Source organism: Neisseria montereyensis, assembly GCF_024834045.1.
In the GTDB taxonomy this organism is placed as follows: domain Bacteria; phylum Pseudomonadota; class Gammaproteobacteria; order Burkholderiales; family Neisseriaceae; genus Neisseria; species Neisseria montereyensis.
Genome location: NZ_JANUXW010000003.1, coordinates 53,547 through 70,215 on the forward strand (window position 1 = coordinate 53,547; position 16,669 = coordinate 70,215).

The 16,669-nt window shown below is 47.5% G+C and carries 14 protein-coding genes and 1 pseudogene; 9 read left to right on the forward strand and 6 right to left on the reverse strand.

Annotated elements, in window-relative coordinates; genetic code table 11:
• The first annotated feature begins 688 nt into the window (after positions 1–688).
• The 4 genes from NXS09_RS04545 (at position 689) to NXS09_RS04560 (ending at position 4,293) form a co-directional block, all read left to right on the forward strand.
• Positions 689–895, forward strand: a complete 207-nt coding sequence (locus NXS09_RS04545; RefSeq protein WP_259291379.1) for a dioxygenase — start codon at positions 689–691, stop codon at positions 893–895.
• On the forward strand, positions 892–1,290 hold the full coding sequence (locus tag NXS09_RS04550) for a VanZ family protein (protein ID WP_259291380.1): 399 nt from the start codon (positions 892–894) through the stop codon (positions 1,288–1,290). Before NXS09_RS04545 ends, NXS09_RS04550 begins: the two co-directional genes overlap by 4 nt.
• A gap of 218 nt (positions 1,291–1,508) precedes the next feature.
• Positions 1,509–2,816 carry an aminopeptidase P N-terminal domain-containing protein gene (locus NXS09_RS04555; RefSeq protein WP_259291381.1) on the forward strand — a complete coding sequence of 436 codons (1,308 nt, stop codon included), beginning with the start codon at positions 1,509–1,511 and terminating at the stop codon, positions 2,814–2,816.
• 331 nt (positions 2,817–3,147) lie between these two features.
• Positions 3,148–4,293 carry an iron-containing alcohol dehydrogenase gene (locus NXS09_RS04560; protein WP_259291382.1) on the forward strand — a complete coding sequence of 382 codons (1,146 nt, stop codon included), beginning with the start codon at positions 3,148–3,150 and terminating at the stop codon, positions 4,291–4,293.
• Between the two features lie 400 nt (positions 4,294–4,693).
• On the opposite strand, the gene NXS09_RS04565 is transcribed toward NXS09_RS04560, so the two are convergent.
• From NXS09_RS04565 to NXS09_RS04575, 3 genes are all read right to left on the reverse strand, one after another.
• The gene (locus tag NXS09_RS04565; protein WP_259291383.1) at positions 4,694–6,931 is read right to left on the reverse strand and encodes a nitric-oxide reductase large subunit; all 2,238 of its coding nucleotides are present in this window, start codon (positions 6,929–6,931) and stop codon (positions 4,694–4,696) included.
• Between the two features lie 612 nt (positions 6,932–7,543).
• On the reverse strand, positions 7,544–8,365 hold the full coding sequence (gene dapB, locus NXS09_RS04570) for a 4-hydroxy-tetrahydrodipicolinate reductase (RefSeq protein ID WP_259291384.1): 822 nt from the start codon (positions 8,363–8,365) through the stop codon (positions 7,544–7,546).
• 30 nt (positions 8,366–8,395) lie between these two features.
• Complete coding sequence (locus NXS09_RS04575) at positions 8,396–8,866, reverse strand: outer membrane protein assembly factor BamE (protein WP_259291385.1); 471 nt, start codon at positions 8,864–8,866, stop codon at positions 8,396–8,398.
• A 175-nt stretch (positions 8,867–9,041) separates the two neighbouring features.
• Here NXS09_RS04575 and fur point away from each other — a divergent pair.
• Positions 9,042–9,549, forward strand: a pseudogene (fur, locus tag NXS09_RS04580) (ferric iron uptake transcriptional regulator).
• Between the two features lie 80 nt (positions 9,550–9,629).
• A complete protein-coding gene (aat, locus tag NXS09_RS04585) occupies positions 9,630–10,376 on the forward strand; it encodes a leucyl/phenylalanyl-tRNA--protein transferase (protein ID WP_259291387.1) in 747 nt (248 codons plus the stop codon).
• 90 nt (positions 10,377–10,466) lie between these two features.
• Here the strand turns inward: aat and pyrG are convergent, their stop codons facing one another.
• From pyrG to mnmA, 3 genes are all read right to left on the reverse strand, one after another.
• The gene (gene pyrG / locus NXS09_RS04590) at positions 10,467–12,113 is read right to left on the reverse strand and encodes a CTP synthase (protein WP_259291388.1); all 1,647 of its coding nucleotides are present in this window, start codon (positions 12,111–12,113) and stop codon (positions 10,467–10,469) included.
• Between the two features lie 98 nt (positions 12,114–12,211).
• Positions 12,212–13,882, reverse strand: coding sequence for an AMP-binding protein (locus NXS09_RS04595; protein ID WP_259291389.1), 1,671 nt, complete (start codon positions 13,880–13,882; stop codon positions 12,212–12,214).
• A gap of 89 nt (positions 13,883–13,971) precedes the next feature.
• Entirely contained in the window at positions 13,972–15,072 is a 1,101-nt protein-coding gene (gene mnmA, locus NXS09_RS04600; RefSeq protein WP_259291390.1) for a tRNA 2-thiouridine(34) synthase MnmA, read from the reverse strand.
• Here mnmA and NXS09_RS04605 point away from each other — a divergent pair.
• From NXS09_RS04605 to kdsA, 3 genes are all read left to right on the forward strand, one after another.
• Complete coding sequence (locus NXS09_RS04605) at positions 15,071–15,247, forward strand: hypothetical protein (protein ID WP_259291391.1); 177 nt, start codon at positions 15,071–15,073, stop codon at positions 15,245–15,247. The two genes, mnmA and NXS09_RS04605, sit on opposite strands and share 2 nt — an antisense overlap.
• Positions 15,248–15,351: 104 nt before the next feature.
• Positions 15,352–15,735 carry an aspartate 1-decarboxylase gene (panD, locus tag NXS09_RS04610; protein ID WP_259291392.1) on the forward strand — a complete coding sequence of 128 codons (384 nt, stop codon included), beginning with the start codon at positions 15,352–15,354 and terminating at the stop codon, positions 15,733–15,735.
• A 90-nt stretch (positions 15,736–15,825) separates the two neighbouring features.
• Complete coding sequence (gene kdsA, locus NXS09_RS04615; protein ID WP_259291393.1) at positions 15,826–16,668, forward strand: 3-deoxy-8-phosphooctulonate synthase; 843 nt, start codon at positions 15,826–15,828, stop codon at positions 16,666–16,668.
• Position 16,669 lies beyond the last annotated feature (1 nt).

Consider the following 16,669-nt stretch of genomic DNA (forward strand, 5'->3'; position numbering starts at 1 on the left):
CGAATAGCGGGATAAGGCAGGGCATGGTTTGATGGTTTGGCTTGATGAGGTTGTTTTTTTAATGTTCGGTTCCGAAGGTGAAATGAACATCTTATATTTTTATTGACTCTGAATAATTTTTATCGAATCAATATCTGTTTGGTTAAATGATGTTGCATAAAAAATACTAATTGATATTTTAGAAAAACATTATGGATAAAGGTATTGACTGGTGTTTTGAGTTTAGGCATAATTCGCTTCGTTAGCTGGTTAAGTATTCAGTTAATAGTTTCTCCTCTATTTCTCCTTTGTAGACTTGGCACACAATTTATTTGAATTGTGTGCATTTTTTTTGAATTTTCGCTCCAAAATTTTCGTTTTTTATAAAAATAAATACATTTTTTGTTTCTTTTGTTTCGTATTGGAATAAATTATTTTCAAATATCGGCTTTGTATAGGCGATGATAAAGGCCGTCTGAAAAATTAATGTCTGATAATGGGCGATATGATAAAAATAAATCGGCAATAAATAATTTTGATAATAAATAAAATGAATTAAGGCAAATAGGCCGTATGAATATTTTCAGACGGCCTATTTGATTTATGAGAGTGGGTGGTTGTTGAAATATGCTGATAATGGGGCGGTTTGTATGATATGGGTGTGCTTTGCGATAGAATAAGCGTTTTAAAACGATGGAATCGGTAGCGTATGTCTGCGATTTTGGAATTAATCCGTACCGAGCCGCCGGGCACGGTGGCGGAAACTTTGGATTTCTTTTTATATGAATGTAGTTTAGATGAAGCGCCCGATGCGGCGGAAGTGGCCGAGTGGCGGGCGGCTTTAGAAGCCAGAGGCGGGAAGTTTACCCGCTTGGCCGAAGTGTGCCAAACGTGGCTGGATGAAGAGGGTTTATGAAAACCATACCGTTAAACCGCTTTGCAGGGGCTGCCGTGATTTGGTTTTTCGGCGGCTGCTATCTTTTATTACTGCGCGAGGCTGATGGAAGCGTGCCGCCGTTTGCCCATTTCGATAAGGTGGCGCATTTTGCTTTGTTTTTTGCGCAAATCTGGTTGTGTGCCAAAGCTTTTATGGTGGAAAACCGCCCGATTCCTTATCGTTCGCTGGTGGTGTTTGCCGTGTTGTTTGCGGCAGGCAGCGAGGTGGGGCAGGCTTTATTCACCGAAACGCGCGAGGGCAGCGTGGGTGATGCGGCTGCCGATATGTTGGGAACGGCTGCGGCTTTATGGTTGGCCGATCGCGTGGCGAAGGCCAAGGGTTTGGTAAAGGCGCGTGCGGATAATGAGGTATAGCCATAAGCCGAGCCGGATTTGATAATTAGGCAATAGCCCTTATTATAAGTAGGTATAAGTAGGCAATAAACAGCTTTTCGGGTTGTGTGAATGTGAATCTATTTTGAGGCCGTCTGAAAGCATGCGATGTTATATTTTCTATGCGCATTAATGGTTTAAGTATTTTCAGACGGCCTAAAGTTTGTAAAACAATAAAATCAAGATTGAGAGAAATAAAAATGATGACACCTTTTATAGAACGCCGCCGCAAACTGCTCCAACAAATAGGCAACGACGGTATAGCCATATTGTTTGCCGCTCCCGAACAGCGGCGCAGTAACGACACTACTTTTCCATTCCGCCAAGACAGTTATTTTCATTATTTAACCGGCTTTCCGGAGCCTGAATCGGTATTGGTGTTGGACGGCGCGGCGCAAACGGCTACGCTGTATTGCCGCGATAAAGATCCGCTTCGCGAAACGTGGGAAGGCTTCCGCTACGGCCCCGAAGCCGCGCGTGAGGCATTTGGTTTGGATGCGGCATACAGCATCAGCCGTTGGCATGAAGATTTAGAAAAATTGCTGCTGAATAAAAGCCGTTTATATGCTTTATGGGGCGTCTATCCCGAACATGACCGCTTATTGATGCAGGCATGGGGCAGGGTACGGCAATATGCGGGGCAGCGCATTCAGTTGAATACTTATGCGCCCGATGCTTTGGGCGATGTGTCGGAAATTCTGGATGCCATGCGTTTGGTAAAAGACGGGCATGAGCTGGCATTGTTGGAAGAGGCTGGCGAAATCAGTGCCAAAGCGCATATTCGGGCCATGCAGAAAACGCGGCCGGGTGTGAGCGAATTGCAAATCGAAGCGGAATTATTGCATGAGTTTATGCGGCACGGCGCCCGTTTTCCCGCTTATAACAGCATTGTCGCCGGTGGTAAAAATGCTTGTTGCCTGCATTATGTTGAAAATAAAGATGTGTTGAACGACGGTGAATTATTGCTCATCGACGCGGGCGCGGAATATCAGGGTTATGCTGGCGATATCAGCCGCACGTTTCCGGTAAACGGTAAATTCAATGCCGCTCAAAAAGACCTTTACGAAGTGGTGTTGGCCGCCAATGAAGCCGCCATTGCCGCAGTAAAACCCGGTGCCGACTGGCGCGATTTGCATCAGATGACTTTGCGTATTTTGGTGCAGGGTATGGTGGATTTCAAACTGTTGCAGGGCACGGTAGACGGTAATATCGAATCTATGGCCTATCAGCGCTACTATATGCACGGCTTGGGGCATTGGGTCGGCTTGGATGTGCACGATGTGGGCGGCCGCTGGCAAAACGGTGAACCGATATTGCTGCGGCCGGGTATGTGTACCACGATTGAACCGGGTATTTATGTGAACGCCGCTGATGATATTCCCGAAGCCTTTCACAATATCGGTATCCGTATTGAAGATAATGTTTATGTTACCGAAACGGGATGTAAGGTTTATACTACTTCGGTGCCGAAAAGTGTTGCGGATATTGAGGATATTATGCGCGGCTGATTTGGCTTGGAAAACAGTTGGAAATGATTGCTTAAAGGTGCCTGTTAGAGGCGCCTTTTTTATTGTTTTGACGGGTTGGATAATGGTTTCAAAGCAGTAGGAAAATAAAGATAAGATGGATAAGTGTTGCCTTAAAGTTTTTAACAAACAGTAGGTTATGGTTCTGTTGTGGTAAGTGGAGGTAAAACTCCGATGAGTAATCCTTTTGGGGGCTTGCCAGTTTTTTTCCGGTATGGCAATTTATTCTCACCGGTCGTTTATCAATCGGATAATACGCCGGTGGTTTCATCATAATAATTTATAAAATAATCTACAAGAAAGGAATATGACCATGACTACGCAATTCTTTATGCCTGTACAAAATATTTTAGGCGAAGGCGCACTGAATCAAGCTGTGGAAATTATCGCAACATTGGGCTTGAAAAAGGCACTGATTGTTACCGATGGCGGGCTGGCTAAAATGGGTATGGCCGACCAGATTGGCGGATTATTGAAAGAAAAAGGTATGGATTATGCCGTGTTTAGCGGCGTTCAACCGAATCCGACGGTGGGCAATGTTAACGACGGACTGGCTGCTTTAAAAGAGGCCGGTGCGGATTTTGTGATTTCTTTGGGCGGCGGCTCTTCGCATGATGCGGCTAAAGGCATTGCCATTGTGTCGGCAAACGGCGGTAAGATTGAAGATTATGAAGGGTTGGATAAATCTGAAAAACCGCAGCTGCCGCTGATAGCGATTAATACCACGGCCGGTACGGCATCGGAAATGACCCGTTTCACGATTATTACCGATGAAACCCGCCATGTAAAAATGGCGATTGTCGATAAAAACGTGACTCCGCTTTTATCGGTGAATGACCCTGCATTGATGGAAAATATGCCGGCACCGCTAACTGCGGCTACGGGTATGGATGCGTTAACCCATGCGATAGAGGCTTATGTTTCTACCGCCGCCAGCCCGATAACCGATGCCTGTGCGGTTAAAGCCATCGAATTGATTGCCCGCTATCTGCCGACTGCGGTGGAAGAGCCGAAAAATAAAGAGGCACGCGAGCAAATGGCCTATGCGGAATTTTTGGCCGGCATGGCGTTTAATAATGCCTCTTTGGGCTATGTTCACGCTATGGCGCACCAGTTGGGCGGGGTTTACGATTTACCGCACGGAGTGTGTAATGCCCTGCTGTTGCCGCATGTGGAAAATTTCAACCAAGATGCCGCACGGGAGCGCTTGGAAGAAGTCGGCAAAATCTTAAACCAAAACAATTCGGATTTGGCCGGATTGGATGTGATTGCAGCCATTAGCAAACTGGCCGATATTGTCGGTATTCCGAAATCACTCAAAGAATTGGGTGTGAAACAGGAAGATTTCGGTATGTTGGCCGATAATGCATTGAAAGATGTTTGTGGGTTTACCAACCCGGTTCAGGCAACGAAAGAGCAAATTATGGCGATTTTTGAAGCGGCTTTCGAGCCGGCCTGATCAGTTTTGTTAATTGCTAATATATAAAAACAGGCCGTCTGAAAGATTTCAGACGGCTTCACTGATTTAATAACCCATGTAGTGTAGGCCGGATTATCGAATCCGATATTGACACATCATCACTATGATAAAACGTTTCCATCATACCAGCCGTTTTTTCGGATACCGGTATTCAATCTACACTTGCTTTTGTAGGGGCGGATTATATATCCTTCCGTGTCTGCCCATTCGACAATGTAACCCTTTACTGCACATGCCAACCCTACACCATCACGGTGATATTTTAGCGATAGCACACTCCCGAACAACGGGCGGATATATAATCCGCCCCTACAATCGGCTTAAAAACAGGCCGTCTGAAAGTTTTCAGACGGCCTATTTGTTTCATACCAAACCGATATCAGCGGTTGCGGCTGAATACGGTTTTGGCTGCCTGCCATGAGATACAGCATGCACCGCCGATAAAGATTAAGTCGGCAAGCGTGCGTACCCAGCGCAGGGTATCGAGCAGCTCTTGTTGCATAAAGCCTTCGCTGCGGGCATACCACAAGCCTTGGGTGATGCTGGCGTGGGCTTGGAAAATGCCGATAGGCAGCAGGCTGGTGGCAATCATGAGCGCTAAGCCAATGTTTAACATCCAGAATCCCCAAGTCATAATACTGTCGTTAAACGGTGTATCGGGTTTGAGATAGCGGGTAACCAGCAATACGAAACCCAGTGCCAAGAAACCATAAACACCGAATAAAGCCGCATGGGCATGCACTGCCGTTGTGTTCAGTCCTTGGAGGTAATAGAGGGAAATCGGCGGGTTAATCAGGAAGCCGAATACACCGGCGCCGACCATATTCCAAAAAGCGACTGCCACAAAACACATTAGCGGCCAGCGTAGGCGTTTGGCCCATGGCGAGGCATGTTGGAAAGACCAATGTTCGTAAGCTTCGCGACCCAATAAAATCAGCGGTACCACTTCCAAAGCGGAGAATGAGGCGCCGACAGCCATCACCGGTGTGGTGGTACCTGAAAAATAGAGGTGGTGGAAGGTGCCGGGCACACCGCCAATCATAAACAGGCTGGCCGATACCAAAGAGGCGACGGTTGCCGAACGTTGGGAAACCAAACCCATATTATAGAAAATAAAGGCAAGGGCGGCGGTGGCGAATACTTCGAAGAAACCTTCCACCCAAAGGTGTACCACCCACCAGCGCCAGTATTCCATAATGGTGAGGCTGGTGTGTTCGCCGTAAAACAAGCCCGGCGCATAAAACAAACCGACACCGACCATTGAGGCCACGAAAATCGCCAACATGTTTTTATCGGTTTTTTGTTTAAAGGCCTGAACGGTGCAACGCAGCATTAAAAACAGCCACAACAGCAAGCCGACCATCAGCAGAAGCTGCCAGAAACGGCCTAAATCAAGATATTCGTAACCCTGATGACCGAACCAGAAATTCAGGCCGGGCGGAATGGCGTGGCTTAATGCCAAAAAGTTACCGCCATAAGAGCCCAATACCACGATAAACAGGGCGATATATAAGAAATTCACACCGGCACGCTGATATTTCGGATCTTGTCCGCCATTGATAATCGGTGCCAGAAACAGGCCGGCCGTTAAGAAACCGGTGGCAATCCAGAAAATCGCCGATTGAATATGCCATGTGCGCACTAAGGCATAAGGAAACCATTGTGAAATATCAAGGCCGTAGAATTGTTGTCCTTCAACGGTGTAGTGTGCAGTCAAACCGCCGAGTAAAACCTGTGCCACAAATAGGGCGACGGTTAGGAAAACATATTTGCCCAATGCTTTTTGAGAGGGTGTTAACACGATTTTAGACAACGGGTCTTGTTGCGGGATGACCGGTTCGGGTTCGTTTTTTTTCAAGAAAGAGAAACCCCAAACCAATAAACCGACACCTAATAGCAGGAACACGATACTGGCCAGCGACCACATATAGTTTTCGGTCGTCGGTACATTATTAACCAAAGGCTCGTGCGGCCAGTTATTGGTATAGGTCGCATCATGATCCGGCCGGTTGGTCGAAGCCGCCCATGCTGTCCAGAAGAAGAAACGGGTTAGTTGTCGACGGGCATTTTCATCCGGCAGCGTATTGTTTTTCATGGCAAATGCTTCACGGGTCGGAATCATGGAAGCATCATTACCATAGAGCGTAATGTAGTAGGGGGCAACCTGCTCGATTGCCTGAATACGCGTATCGGATAAAACAACCCGGCCATCGGCTTGCATGCGGCTGTTGTTACGATATTCTTCTGCTACGCGCGTTTGCAAGGCTGCTTTTGTGGCGGTATCCAAATCGGCATAAGGTTTGCCGAATTCTTTTTGCGCCGTAATATCCAGCCATGCTTCAAGTTCACGGTGCAGCCAGTCTGCCGTCCAGTCGGGAGCCTGATAAGCGCCATGTCCTAAAATAGAACCCAACTCCATACCGCCGGTGCTTTGCCATGCCGATTGCCCGGCCAGAATGTCGTTTTTGGTAATGAGTGTTTTGCCTGATGCGGATACATAGGCTTGCGGAACCGGCGGTATTTTCCGGTAAACCTCGGTGCCTAGGTAGCCGAGTATGGAGAAGGTAATGGTCAGTACCGCAATCAGCGAGTACCAGAGCTTTTTATACTGGCCCATTTTTATGCTCCTGTGTTTGTGTTTTTGAATGTTATAAAATTCATAATATATGAATGTTATAAATTTTATCATGATTGTTTTTTAAAAGGTATACCTGTAAAAGTAGCTATTTTTAATATAAAAATACGCCTTTATAATTAATACTTTTGTATAATTGGATTATTTTTATTTTATAAAACAAATTATTAATTTATTTATGGGTATGATTGAAGGATATATGAAATAGCATTCTATGCATTATGATTTTTTAAAATATTCATATTTTATGAATTAATTGATTTGGGTCAATATGGATAGATTTTAGGTGATTCATAATCTAAAAAAAGAGTACAAAAGATATGGTTGCCCTTCTGAATAGTCATGAATCAGTACGGTTACGGGGAAAATGATGCTGTGTGTTTTCAGACGGCCTCAACGGATACCGATTGAACGGAGCCGTGCGAATAAGCACATGGTTATTGAAAAACAAGGCAGTCTTTTGGTGCGTTTAATACGCACCTTTTTTTGTATTGGGCAATAAAATGCTGCATTTGAATATTGATACATAATTATATAAACATCAGGCCGTCTGAAATCTCAGACGGCCTGATGTTAACCGGAAACGATAACAGGTTATTTATTGGCGGCGGCTTTTAAGCCTAATACATCCTGCATATCAAACAAGCCGTTTTGATGGTGGCGCAACCATACGGCGGCACGCACCGCACCGCTGGCAAAAGTCATACGGCTGCTGGCTTTGTGGGTAATTTCCACCCGTTCGCCTTCGGTGGCGAATAAGGCGGTATGGTCGCCGACAATATCGCCGCCGCGAACGGTGGCAAAGCCGATGGTGTTGGCATCGCGGGCACCGGTGTGGCCTTCGCGACCATATACTGCGCATTCTTTGAGGTCGCGCCCTAAAGCATTGGCAATCACTTCGCCCATACGCAAAGCGGTGCCGCTGGGGGCATCGACTTTGTGGCGGTGGTGGGCTTCGATGATTTCAATATCGTAGCCTTCGTTGAGTACGCGGGCGACGGTGTCGAGAATGTGGAAAGTCAGATTTACGCCGACGCTGTAATTGGCGGCAAAAACAATGCCGATTTGTTCGGAGGCCGTCTGAATGGCGGCTTTGCCGGCGTCGTCGAAACCGGTGGTGCCTATCACCATGCCGACACCTGCCTCAGCACATTTTTTCAAATAGGCCAAGGTCGGTTCCGGGCGGGTAAAATCGATAAGGATATCGCTGTTGGCCAATACGCTGTCGACATCATCGGTAATGTTAATGCCGGTTTTCAGGCCGGAAGTATAGCCTGCGTCGAATCCTAAGGCAGACGAACCGGAATGTTCGAGTGCGCCGCTTAAAACGGTATCGGGATGGCGTTCGACGGCTTCAACCAAAACCCTGCCCATACGGCCGTCTGCGCCGGCAATCGCGATTTTGAGTGCGTTCATGTGAAATCAGTCCTTGTTTGGGGGCGGCGGTTAGGGTTGTTGCGGTTGGGGTACTGCCTGCTGCTCTTGCGGAACCGCTTGCTGCGGTTGCGGTACCATTGGCTGTTGCTGTTGCTCGGCTTGTTGCTGTGCCGCAGCGGCTTGTTCGGCTTCAAGCTGTTGAATGGCATATTGGATGGCATCGCCTTCTGCACGAACCAGTTGGTCGTTATTGAAATACAGGGTTAGCGTGCGTTGTTCGGAAACAATGCCGTTACGCGAAGTATTGTATGTGTAGTCCCAGCGGTCGTTATGGAAGGGGTCGCGTAGTAGCGGGGTGCCTAATAGCAATTGAACCTGATCGCGGCTCATGCCGGGTTGTAAAGAGGCAACGGCACGGGCGTCCAGTTCATTGCCTTGAATCACTTTCAATTTATACGAGGGGAAATTGGATACGCGCTCGGCAGAGCAGGCCGCCAAACCCAACAGGGCGGCCATGGCAAGACATAATGGTTTATTCACAAGTTTTACCTTTCGTTTGATAGTCGTAGCAGGCTTCAGGCATCAGTATAACAAAGAAATCGGAAGATTCTACCGATATGATGCGGTACTGTCTTGATGTGGGCGGCTTTATAGTAGCGATTGTCCGATTTTGTACGGGTTTATATATATAGGATAATTGAAAACCTTTATTATCTTGGTAGTGGGCAAAGCTGTTAAAATTGCGTATTATAACGGTAATTAGACGACAAGGGTATGAACGCATTATGGAAAATAATTTTAGCAATATCGCCCAATTAAAAGACAACGGTTTAAAGGTAACCGGACCGCGCCTCAGAATTTTAGATTTGTTTGAAACACATGCGGAAGAACATTTAAGTGCAGAAGATGTTTACCGTATTTTATTGGATGAAGGCATCGAAATCGGTGTCGCCACGATTTACCGTGTTTTAACCCAATTCGAACAGGCGGGCATTTTGCTGCGCCATCATTTTGAAACGGGTAAAGCGGTATATGAATTGAACAAAGGCGATCATCACGACCATATCGTTTGTGTGAAATGCGGTAAGGTTACCGAGTTTCATAATCAGGAAATCGAACAACTGCAAGATAAAATTGCCGAAGAAAACGGCTATCAGGTGGTTGACCATGCTTTGTATATGTACGGCGTGTGTAGCGACTGCCAGCAAAAACGCAAACGTTAATCTCGTTTGATTGTAAACTTTTTTCAGACGGCCTTGATATATTGGGGCCGTCTGAATATTTTTATAGGAAGCCGTTGGGTATGGAAATCCCTTTTTTATATGATGATACAACCGCTTTCCCCGATGTTTTCGAGGCTATTGAAGAGCGTGACGGTTTCGTGGCTATTGGTGGCAGCCTGAGTGCGCAGCGGTTGTTAACGGCGTATAAGCAGGGCATTTTCCCATGGTTTTCGGAAGGTGATCCGGTGTGTTGGTGGGCTTTGTCGCCGCGTACGGTGCTGTATCCCGAAAAATGCCATATCGGCCGCTCATTACAAAAAACACTGCGCAATAAGCCTTATTTGGTCACCGTGAATCAGAATTTCCCGGCCGTGATTGCCGCTTGCGCCGGTGTGCGGCGGCCGGGGCAGTCCGGTACATGGATTACCGAAGAGATGCAACAAGCCTATATCGGCCTGCACGAACTCGGCCATGCCCATTCTTTTGAATGTTGGTATCCCGATGAAAATGGGGTGTTGAATCTGGCCGGCGGCTTATACGGTGTGCAAATCGGGCGGGTGTTTTTCGGCGAATCAATGTTTGCGCTTCGGCCGGATGCGTCAAAAATTGCGTTTGCATGTGCCGTACCTTATATGGTTGAGTGCGGGATTGAAATCATAGACTGCCAGCAAAATACCGATCATCTGGCCCGTTTCGGTTCGGAGCTGATTGCATTTGAAACGTTTCAGACGGCCTTAAATGATTTAACGGATAAAGCGTTAGATAAACCTATCGGTTCGGGATGGATTGCACAAAGTAAAATAGTGCTAGAGGGGCCGTCTGAATAAAATAATCAGAGTTTTTGTAAGATAAGATTATGGATACAAAAAGAGGCGGATATTATCCGCCTCTTTTATTTGCCTGTTATTTTATAAAACTTAGCTTTGGGTTTGTTCGGCAGGTTTCTGATTCGACAGCGCCGCTTTAATATAAGCGGTAAACAAAGGATGGCCTTTACGCGGTGTCGATGTGAATTCCGGGTGGAATTGGCAGGCGAAGAACCACGGATGAGTCGGCAGTTCGATGGTTTCTACCAAACGCTCATGGCCTGCAGAAACACCGCCGATTACCAAACCGGCTTTTTCCAATTCGGGCACGAAGTTGTTATTGACTTCATAACGGTGGCGGTGGCGTTCTTTGATTTTGGTGTCGCCATAGATTTTGGCTGCCAAAGTATCCGGTTTCAGATCAACTTCTTGCGCACCCAAACGCATGGTGCCGCCTAAGTCGGCATTTTCATCACGTTTTTCTACGCTGCCGTCGGCAGTTTGCCATTCGTCAATCAGGCCGACAACGGGGTAAGGCGTTTTCGGGTCGAATTCGCTGGAATTGGCATTCGGCATATTGGCGATATCGCGGGCGTATTCGACCAAGGCAATCTGCATACCCAAGCAAATGCCCAAATAAGGCACATTGTGTTCACGCGCATATTTCACGGCGGCGATTTTGCCTTCCACCCCGCGCACACCGAAGCCGCCGGGTACCAAAACGGCATCCATGCCTTCCAGGCAGCCGACGCCGTCTTTCTCAATCGCTTCGCTATCGATATAAGTGATTTGAACATCGGTTTCGGTATGGATACCGGCGTGTTTCAGGGCTTCGGTTAGCGATTTATAGGATTCGGTTAAATCGACATATTTGCCGACCATGGCGATTTTAACGGTATGTTGCGGATTTTTAATCGCATAAACGATTTTCTTCCACTCGGTTAAATCGGCTTGTTGAACGTTTAATTGCAATTGTTCGCAGATAATATTGTCGATGCCCTGATTGTGGAGCATTTCGGGAATTTCATAAATACTGTCCGCATCATAGCTGCCGACAACCGCACGTTCTTCCACATTACAAAATAGGGCGATTTTGCGTTTTTCTTCTTCGGGCAGAATACGATCCATACGGCAGATCAGGATATCGGGCTGGATACCGATTTCGCGCAATTCTTTAACCGAGTGTTGGGTCGGCTTGGTTTTGATTTCACCGGCTGCGGCAATATAAGGCACATAGCTTAAATGCACATACAACGTATTGTGGCGTCCGAGCTGGCTGCGCATTTGGCGGATGGCTTCCAAAAAGGGTAGTGATTCGATATCGCCGACGGTACCGCCGATTTCAACGATGGCGACATCATAGCCGGCCGCACCTTCGTGTATTTTGCGTTTGATTTCATCGGTGATGTGCGGAATCACCTGTACGGTGCCGCCGAGATAGTCGCCGCGGCGCTCTTTGGCGATTACTTGCTCATATACCTGCCCGGTACTGAAACTGTTGCGGCGCGACATGGTGGAGTTGATAAAACGCTCGTAGTGGCCTAAATCCAAATCGGTTTCGGCGCCGTCTTCGGTAACGAATACTTCGCCGTGCTGAAACGGGCTCATGGTGCCGGGGTCGACGTTGATATAGGGGTCGAGTTTCAACATGGTTACGTTTAAACCGCGTGATTCGAGAATGGTGGCAATAGAAGCGGCGGCGATACCTTTACCTAGTGAAGATACGACGCCGCCGGTTACGAATATAAATTTTGTCATGGTATTTACCGCTCGTTTTGAATCTATAATTTTACCCTGAATCGGGCATATCGGCAACTTAAAGGCCGTCTGAAAATGTTTCAGACGGCCTTTGTGGTTTAAGTTTTATTGGCGCTTTCACGCAATTCGCGGCGTAGGATTTTGCCGACATTGGATTTCGGCAGCTCGTCGCGGAATTCGATGTCTTTCGGCACTTTATAGGCCGTCAGTTCGGTGCGGCAGAAGGCAATCAGCTCTTCTTTGGTGAGGGAAGGGTCTTTTTTCACCACAAACAGTTTCAAGGCTTCACCGGTTTTTTCGCTGGCCACGCCGATACAGGCCACTTCGAGCACTTTATCATGATGGGCAACCACTTCTTCGATTTCGTTGGGGTAAACGTTGAAGCCGGATACCACAATCAAATCTTTTTTGCGGTCGACCAGTTTGAACCAGCCTTTTTCATCGACAACGGCAATATCGCCGGTTTCAAGGAATCCGCGTGCATCAATGGTTTTAGCCGTTTCTTCGGGGCGGTTCCAATAGCCTTGCATCACTTGCGGGCCGCGCACCCACATCTCGCCCGGTTGTCCGAGCGGCACTTCGTTGCCGTCGGCATCGCGTAATTCGATTTCGGTGGAAGGTATAGGCAGGCCGATGCTGCCGGTATAAGCCGAAATACCTAGAGGATTACAGCAAACGCCGGGGCTGGCTTCGGTGAGGCCGTAGGCTTCGACAATCGGGGTGCCGGTAATATTTTTCCATTTTTCCGCAACCGGTTTTTGCGTCGCCATACCGCCGGATAAGGTGAGTTTTAAAGTGGAAAAGTCTATTTCACTTAATTGGGGCTGATTAATCATGGCGTTAAACAGCGTGTTCACACCGATAAATACGCTGACTTTTTCTTTTTTCAATTCGCCGATAAAGCCTTTCATATCGCGCGGATTGGTAATCAGCACGATTTTGGCACCGGCTTGGGTGAAAATCATTAAATTAATCGTTAAGGCCAAAATATGGTACAGCGGCAGGGCGGCGGTAACGACTTCTTGGCCGTCGACCAGTAGGTTTTTAATCCATTCGGCGGCCTGCTGCATATTGGCGCAGATATTGCCGTGGCTGAGAATGGCGCCTTTGGCCACGCCGGTGGTGCCGCCGGTGTATTGCAGGAATGCGGTGTCGTCACGATTGAGTTCAACCGGCGTAAAGTTGTGCGCCGCACCTTGTTTTAAGGCCGTCTGAAAAGAAATAGCATGATTGATGCGGTATTCGGGCACCATTTTTTTAACTTTGCGTAATACAAAGTTCATCAGCTTACCTTTTAAGCCGAACATATCGCCGACGGTGGCGATAACCACGTTTTTAATTTGTGTGCGCGGCAGCACCAGCTCTAAGGTATTGGCAAAATTTTCCAATACGATAATGGTGGTTGCGCCGCTGTCGTTGAGCTGGTGTTCCAATTCGCGCGGGGTATAAAGCGGATTGGTATTCACCACCACCATACCGGCCTGCAATGTGCCGAATAGGGCAATCGGGTATTGCAACAGGTTGGGCATCATAATGGCGACCCGTTCGCCGCGCGGCAGTTTTAAGGTGTTTTGCAGAAAAGAGGCAAAATCGGTAACCAGTTTGGCGGTTTCGGCATAGGTTAGGGTTTTGCCCATGTTTTGAAAAGCCGGCCTGTCGGCAAATTTACGCGCGCTCTTTTGGAAAACATCGACAATCGATTGGTTGAGGGTCACATCGATTTCATGTGCGACACCTTGCTCATAACTTTGCAGCCAGATTTTTTCCATAAAGTGAGTTTCCTTGTTGTTATGGCCGTCTGAAAAATGGAATGGGTTTCAGACGGCTTCAATACATTATTTATTATTTGTTGGGGGTTTTATTCGGTCACAATCACCGGTTTGTCGGTGGCGGTAATAATGCCGCCGCCTAAGCAGATATCGCCGTCGTACAATACGGCGGACTGTCCGGGGGTAACCGCCCATTGGGGTTCGTCAAATAGTAATTCGGCGCTTTCTTCATCGATATAGCGCAATTCGCACGGCGCATCGGCCATGCGGTAGCGGGTTTTACAGGTATAGCGGCCGGGTTTGGGGCGTTCGGGCAAGGTCCAGCTTAAGTCGTTCATGGTCAGGCTGCGGGTGTAGAGCAGGGGGTGGTCGTGCCCTTGAACGACAATCAGTTGGTTGGCGGGCAGGTTTTTTCCGGCTACAAACCACGGCTCGCCTGCGCCGCCGATACCTAAGCCTTTGCGTTGGCCGATGGTGTAAAACATCAGGCCGAGGTGTTCGCCTACTTTTTTGCCTTCCGGCGTGATCATGTCGCCGCTGTCGGTAGGCAGGTATTGTTGTAGAAATTCGCGGAAAGGGCGCTCGCCGATAAAGCAGATGCCGGTACTGTCTTTTTTAGCGGCGGTTGGCAGCTCGGCTTGGGCGGCCAAGCGGCGGACTTCGGGTTTTTCCAAATCGCCGAGCGGGAAAATAGCGCGCTCAAGCTGATAGGGTTTCAGACGGTAGAGAAAATAGCTTTGGTCTTTATTGTTATCCAGGCCTTTCAGCAGATAATGCACGCCGTTGCGGATTTCTTTGCGGGCATAGTGGCCGGTGGCGATAACGTCCGCACCTTCTTCGATAGCATAGTCGAGAAAGCATTTGAATTTGATTTCGGCATTGCACAAAACATCGGGATTAGGTGTGCGTCCGGCCGAATATTCTTTTAAGAAATAGGCGAAAACATTGTCTTTATATTCGGCGGCAAAATTCACGATGTCGATGTCGATATCGAGAATATCGGCCACGGAAATGGCATCAAACGAATCTTGTTTGATGCTGCAATATTCGTCGTTGTCGTCGTCTTCCCAATTTTGCATGAAAACGCCGCGCACTTGGTAGCCTTGTTGTTGCAGGAGGTATGCGGTAACGGAGGAATCGACGCCGCCGGAGAGCCCGACGATGATATTGTGTGGTTCGGATTTGTGCATGGAAATGAAAGCCGCGTGGGTTGGTTTTTCAATAGAAAACCGTGAAACACGGCTGTTGTATGTTTACCAGAATTTTCAATTATTTGATTTTACCATTTTTAGTATGTATTGCGTCAAACACGGTTTGATTGTGTTGGAGGGTATGGTTTGGCGGATGTTTTTTCAGACGGCCTGAAAGATTGCGGTAATTTGTGTACAATAACCGGTTTGCCCGATACCTTTCGGTTCGGCAGTTTCGGGCGGCAGTAATCGTTTATCTATACAGAAAGAAAAAATTTCATGTTTCGTACCATGCTTGGTGGCAAGATACACCGTGCCACTGTAACCGAAGCCGATTTGAATTATGTCGGCAGTATTACCGTTGACCAAGATTTGCTTGATGCGGCAGGTATCTACTTGAATGAGAAAGTTCAAGTGGTGAACAATAATAACGGCCAACGTTTTGAAACCTATACCATTCCGGGAAAACGCGGCAGCGGTGTGATTTGTTTGAACGGCGCGGCGGCACGCTTGGCTCAGCCGGGTGACGTGGTGATTATTATGTCGTATCTGATGATGAGTAATGAGGAAGCGGCCAAACACGAGCCGAAAGTGGTTTTGGTGAATGAAAATAATCAAATCCGTGATATTATTCGCTATGAACCACCGCATACCGTTTTATAAAATTTTCAGATTGGTTTTATCACCATCTTATTCAGTAGGCCGTCTGAACAGTTTCAGACGGCCTATTGCCATAAAGGAGCTTTATTTATTATGAATATTAATATTAACCAAATCAGTGTGAGCAATGATGCACCGTTTACTCTGTTCGGCGGCATTAACGTGTTGGAAGATTTGGATTCGACGCTGAAAGCCTGCGAACACTATGTGAAAGTCACCGAAAAACTCGACATTCCGTATGTGTTTAAAGCTTCTTTTGATAAAGCCAACCGTTCGTCTATCCATTCTTACCGCGGCGTGGGTTTGGAAGAGGGGCTGAAAATTTTCACCGCCGTGAAAAAAGAATTTAACGTACCGGTGATTACCGATGTGCACGAGCCTTATCAATGTGCGCCGGTGGCGGAAGTGTGCGACGTGATCCAATTGCCCGCATTTTTGGCACGGCAAACCGATTTGGTGGTGGCGATGGCGGCAACGGGCAATGTGATTAATGTGAAAAAACCACAGTTTCTCAGCCCGCAGCAAATGAAAAATATTGTCGAAAAATTCAAAGAAGCCGGTAACGACCAAGTGATTTTATGCGAACGCGGTGCGCAGTTCGGTTATGATAATCTGGTGGTGGATATGCTCGGCTTCGGGGTGATGAAAAAAACGTGCGGCAACCTGCCGGTGATTTTCGATGTGACCCATTCATTGCAACAGCGCGAAGCCGGTGCCGCCGCATCGGGCGGACGCCGTAGCCAAGTGTTGGATTTGGCATTGGCCGGTATGGCGACACGCTTGGCCGGATTGTTTTTGGAATCACACGAAAATCCCGATCAGGCCAGATGTGACGGACCAAGCGCATTGCCGCTGGCGAAGCTGGAAGATTTTCTGATTCGGGTGAAAGCGGTGGATGAAACCGTTAAATCATTTGCACCGCTAACGATTGATTAAT

Excerpts from the sequence above, each read along its gene's own strand:
- dapB (WP_259291384.1), bottom strand. The coding sequence starts at position 8,365 with ATGAACGCACTCAAAATCGCGATTGCCGGCGCAGACGGCCGTATGGGC.
- NXS09_RS04595 (WP_259291389.1), bottom strand. The coding sequence starts at position 13,882 with ATGGAAAAAATCTGGCTGCAAAGTTATGAGCAAGGTGTCGCACATGAA.
- aat (WP_259291387.1), top strand. The coding sequence starts at position 9,630 with ATGGAAATCCCTTTTTTATATGATGATACAACCGCTTTCCCCGATGTT.
- panD (WP_259291392.1), top strand. The coding sequence starts at position 15,352 with ATGTTTCGTACCATGCTTGGTGGCAAGATACACCGTGCCACTGTAACC.
- kdsA (WP_259291393.1), top strand. The coding sequence starts at position 15,826 with ATGAATATTAATATTAACCAAATCAGTGTGAGCAATGATGCACCGTTT.
- NXS09_RS04545 (WP_259291379.1), top strand. The coding sequence starts at position 689 with ATGTCTGCGATTTTGGAATTAATCCGTACCGAGCCGCCGGGCACGGTG.
- NXS09_RS04605 (WP_259291391.1), top strand. The coding sequence starts at position 15,071 with ATGGAAATGAAAGCCGCGTGGGTTGGTTTTTCAATAGAAAACCGTGAA.
- NXS09_RS04565 (WP_259291383.1), bottom strand. The coding sequence starts at position 6,931 with ATGGGCCAGTATAAAAAGCTCTGGTACTCGCTGATTGCGGTACTGACC.
- NXS09_RS04555 (WP_259291381.1), top strand. The coding sequence starts at position 1,509 with ATGATGACACCTTTTATAGAACGCCGCCGCAAACTGCTCCAACAAATA.
- mnmA (WP_259291390.1), bottom strand. The coding sequence starts at position 15,072 with ATGCACAAATCCGAACCACACAATATCATCGTCGGGCTCTCCGGCGGC.
- pyrG (WP_259291388.1), bottom strand. The coding sequence starts at position 12,113 with ATGACAAAATTTATATTCGTAACCGGCGGCGTCGTATCTTCACTAGGT.
- NXS09_RS04560 (WP_259291382.1), top strand. The coding sequence starts at position 3,148 with ATGACTACGCAATTCTTTATGCCTGTACAAAATATTTTAGGCGAAGGC.
- NXS09_RS04550 (WP_259291380.1), top strand. The coding sequence starts at position 892 with ATGAAAACCATACCGTTAAACCGCTTTGCAGGGGCTGCCGTGATTTGG.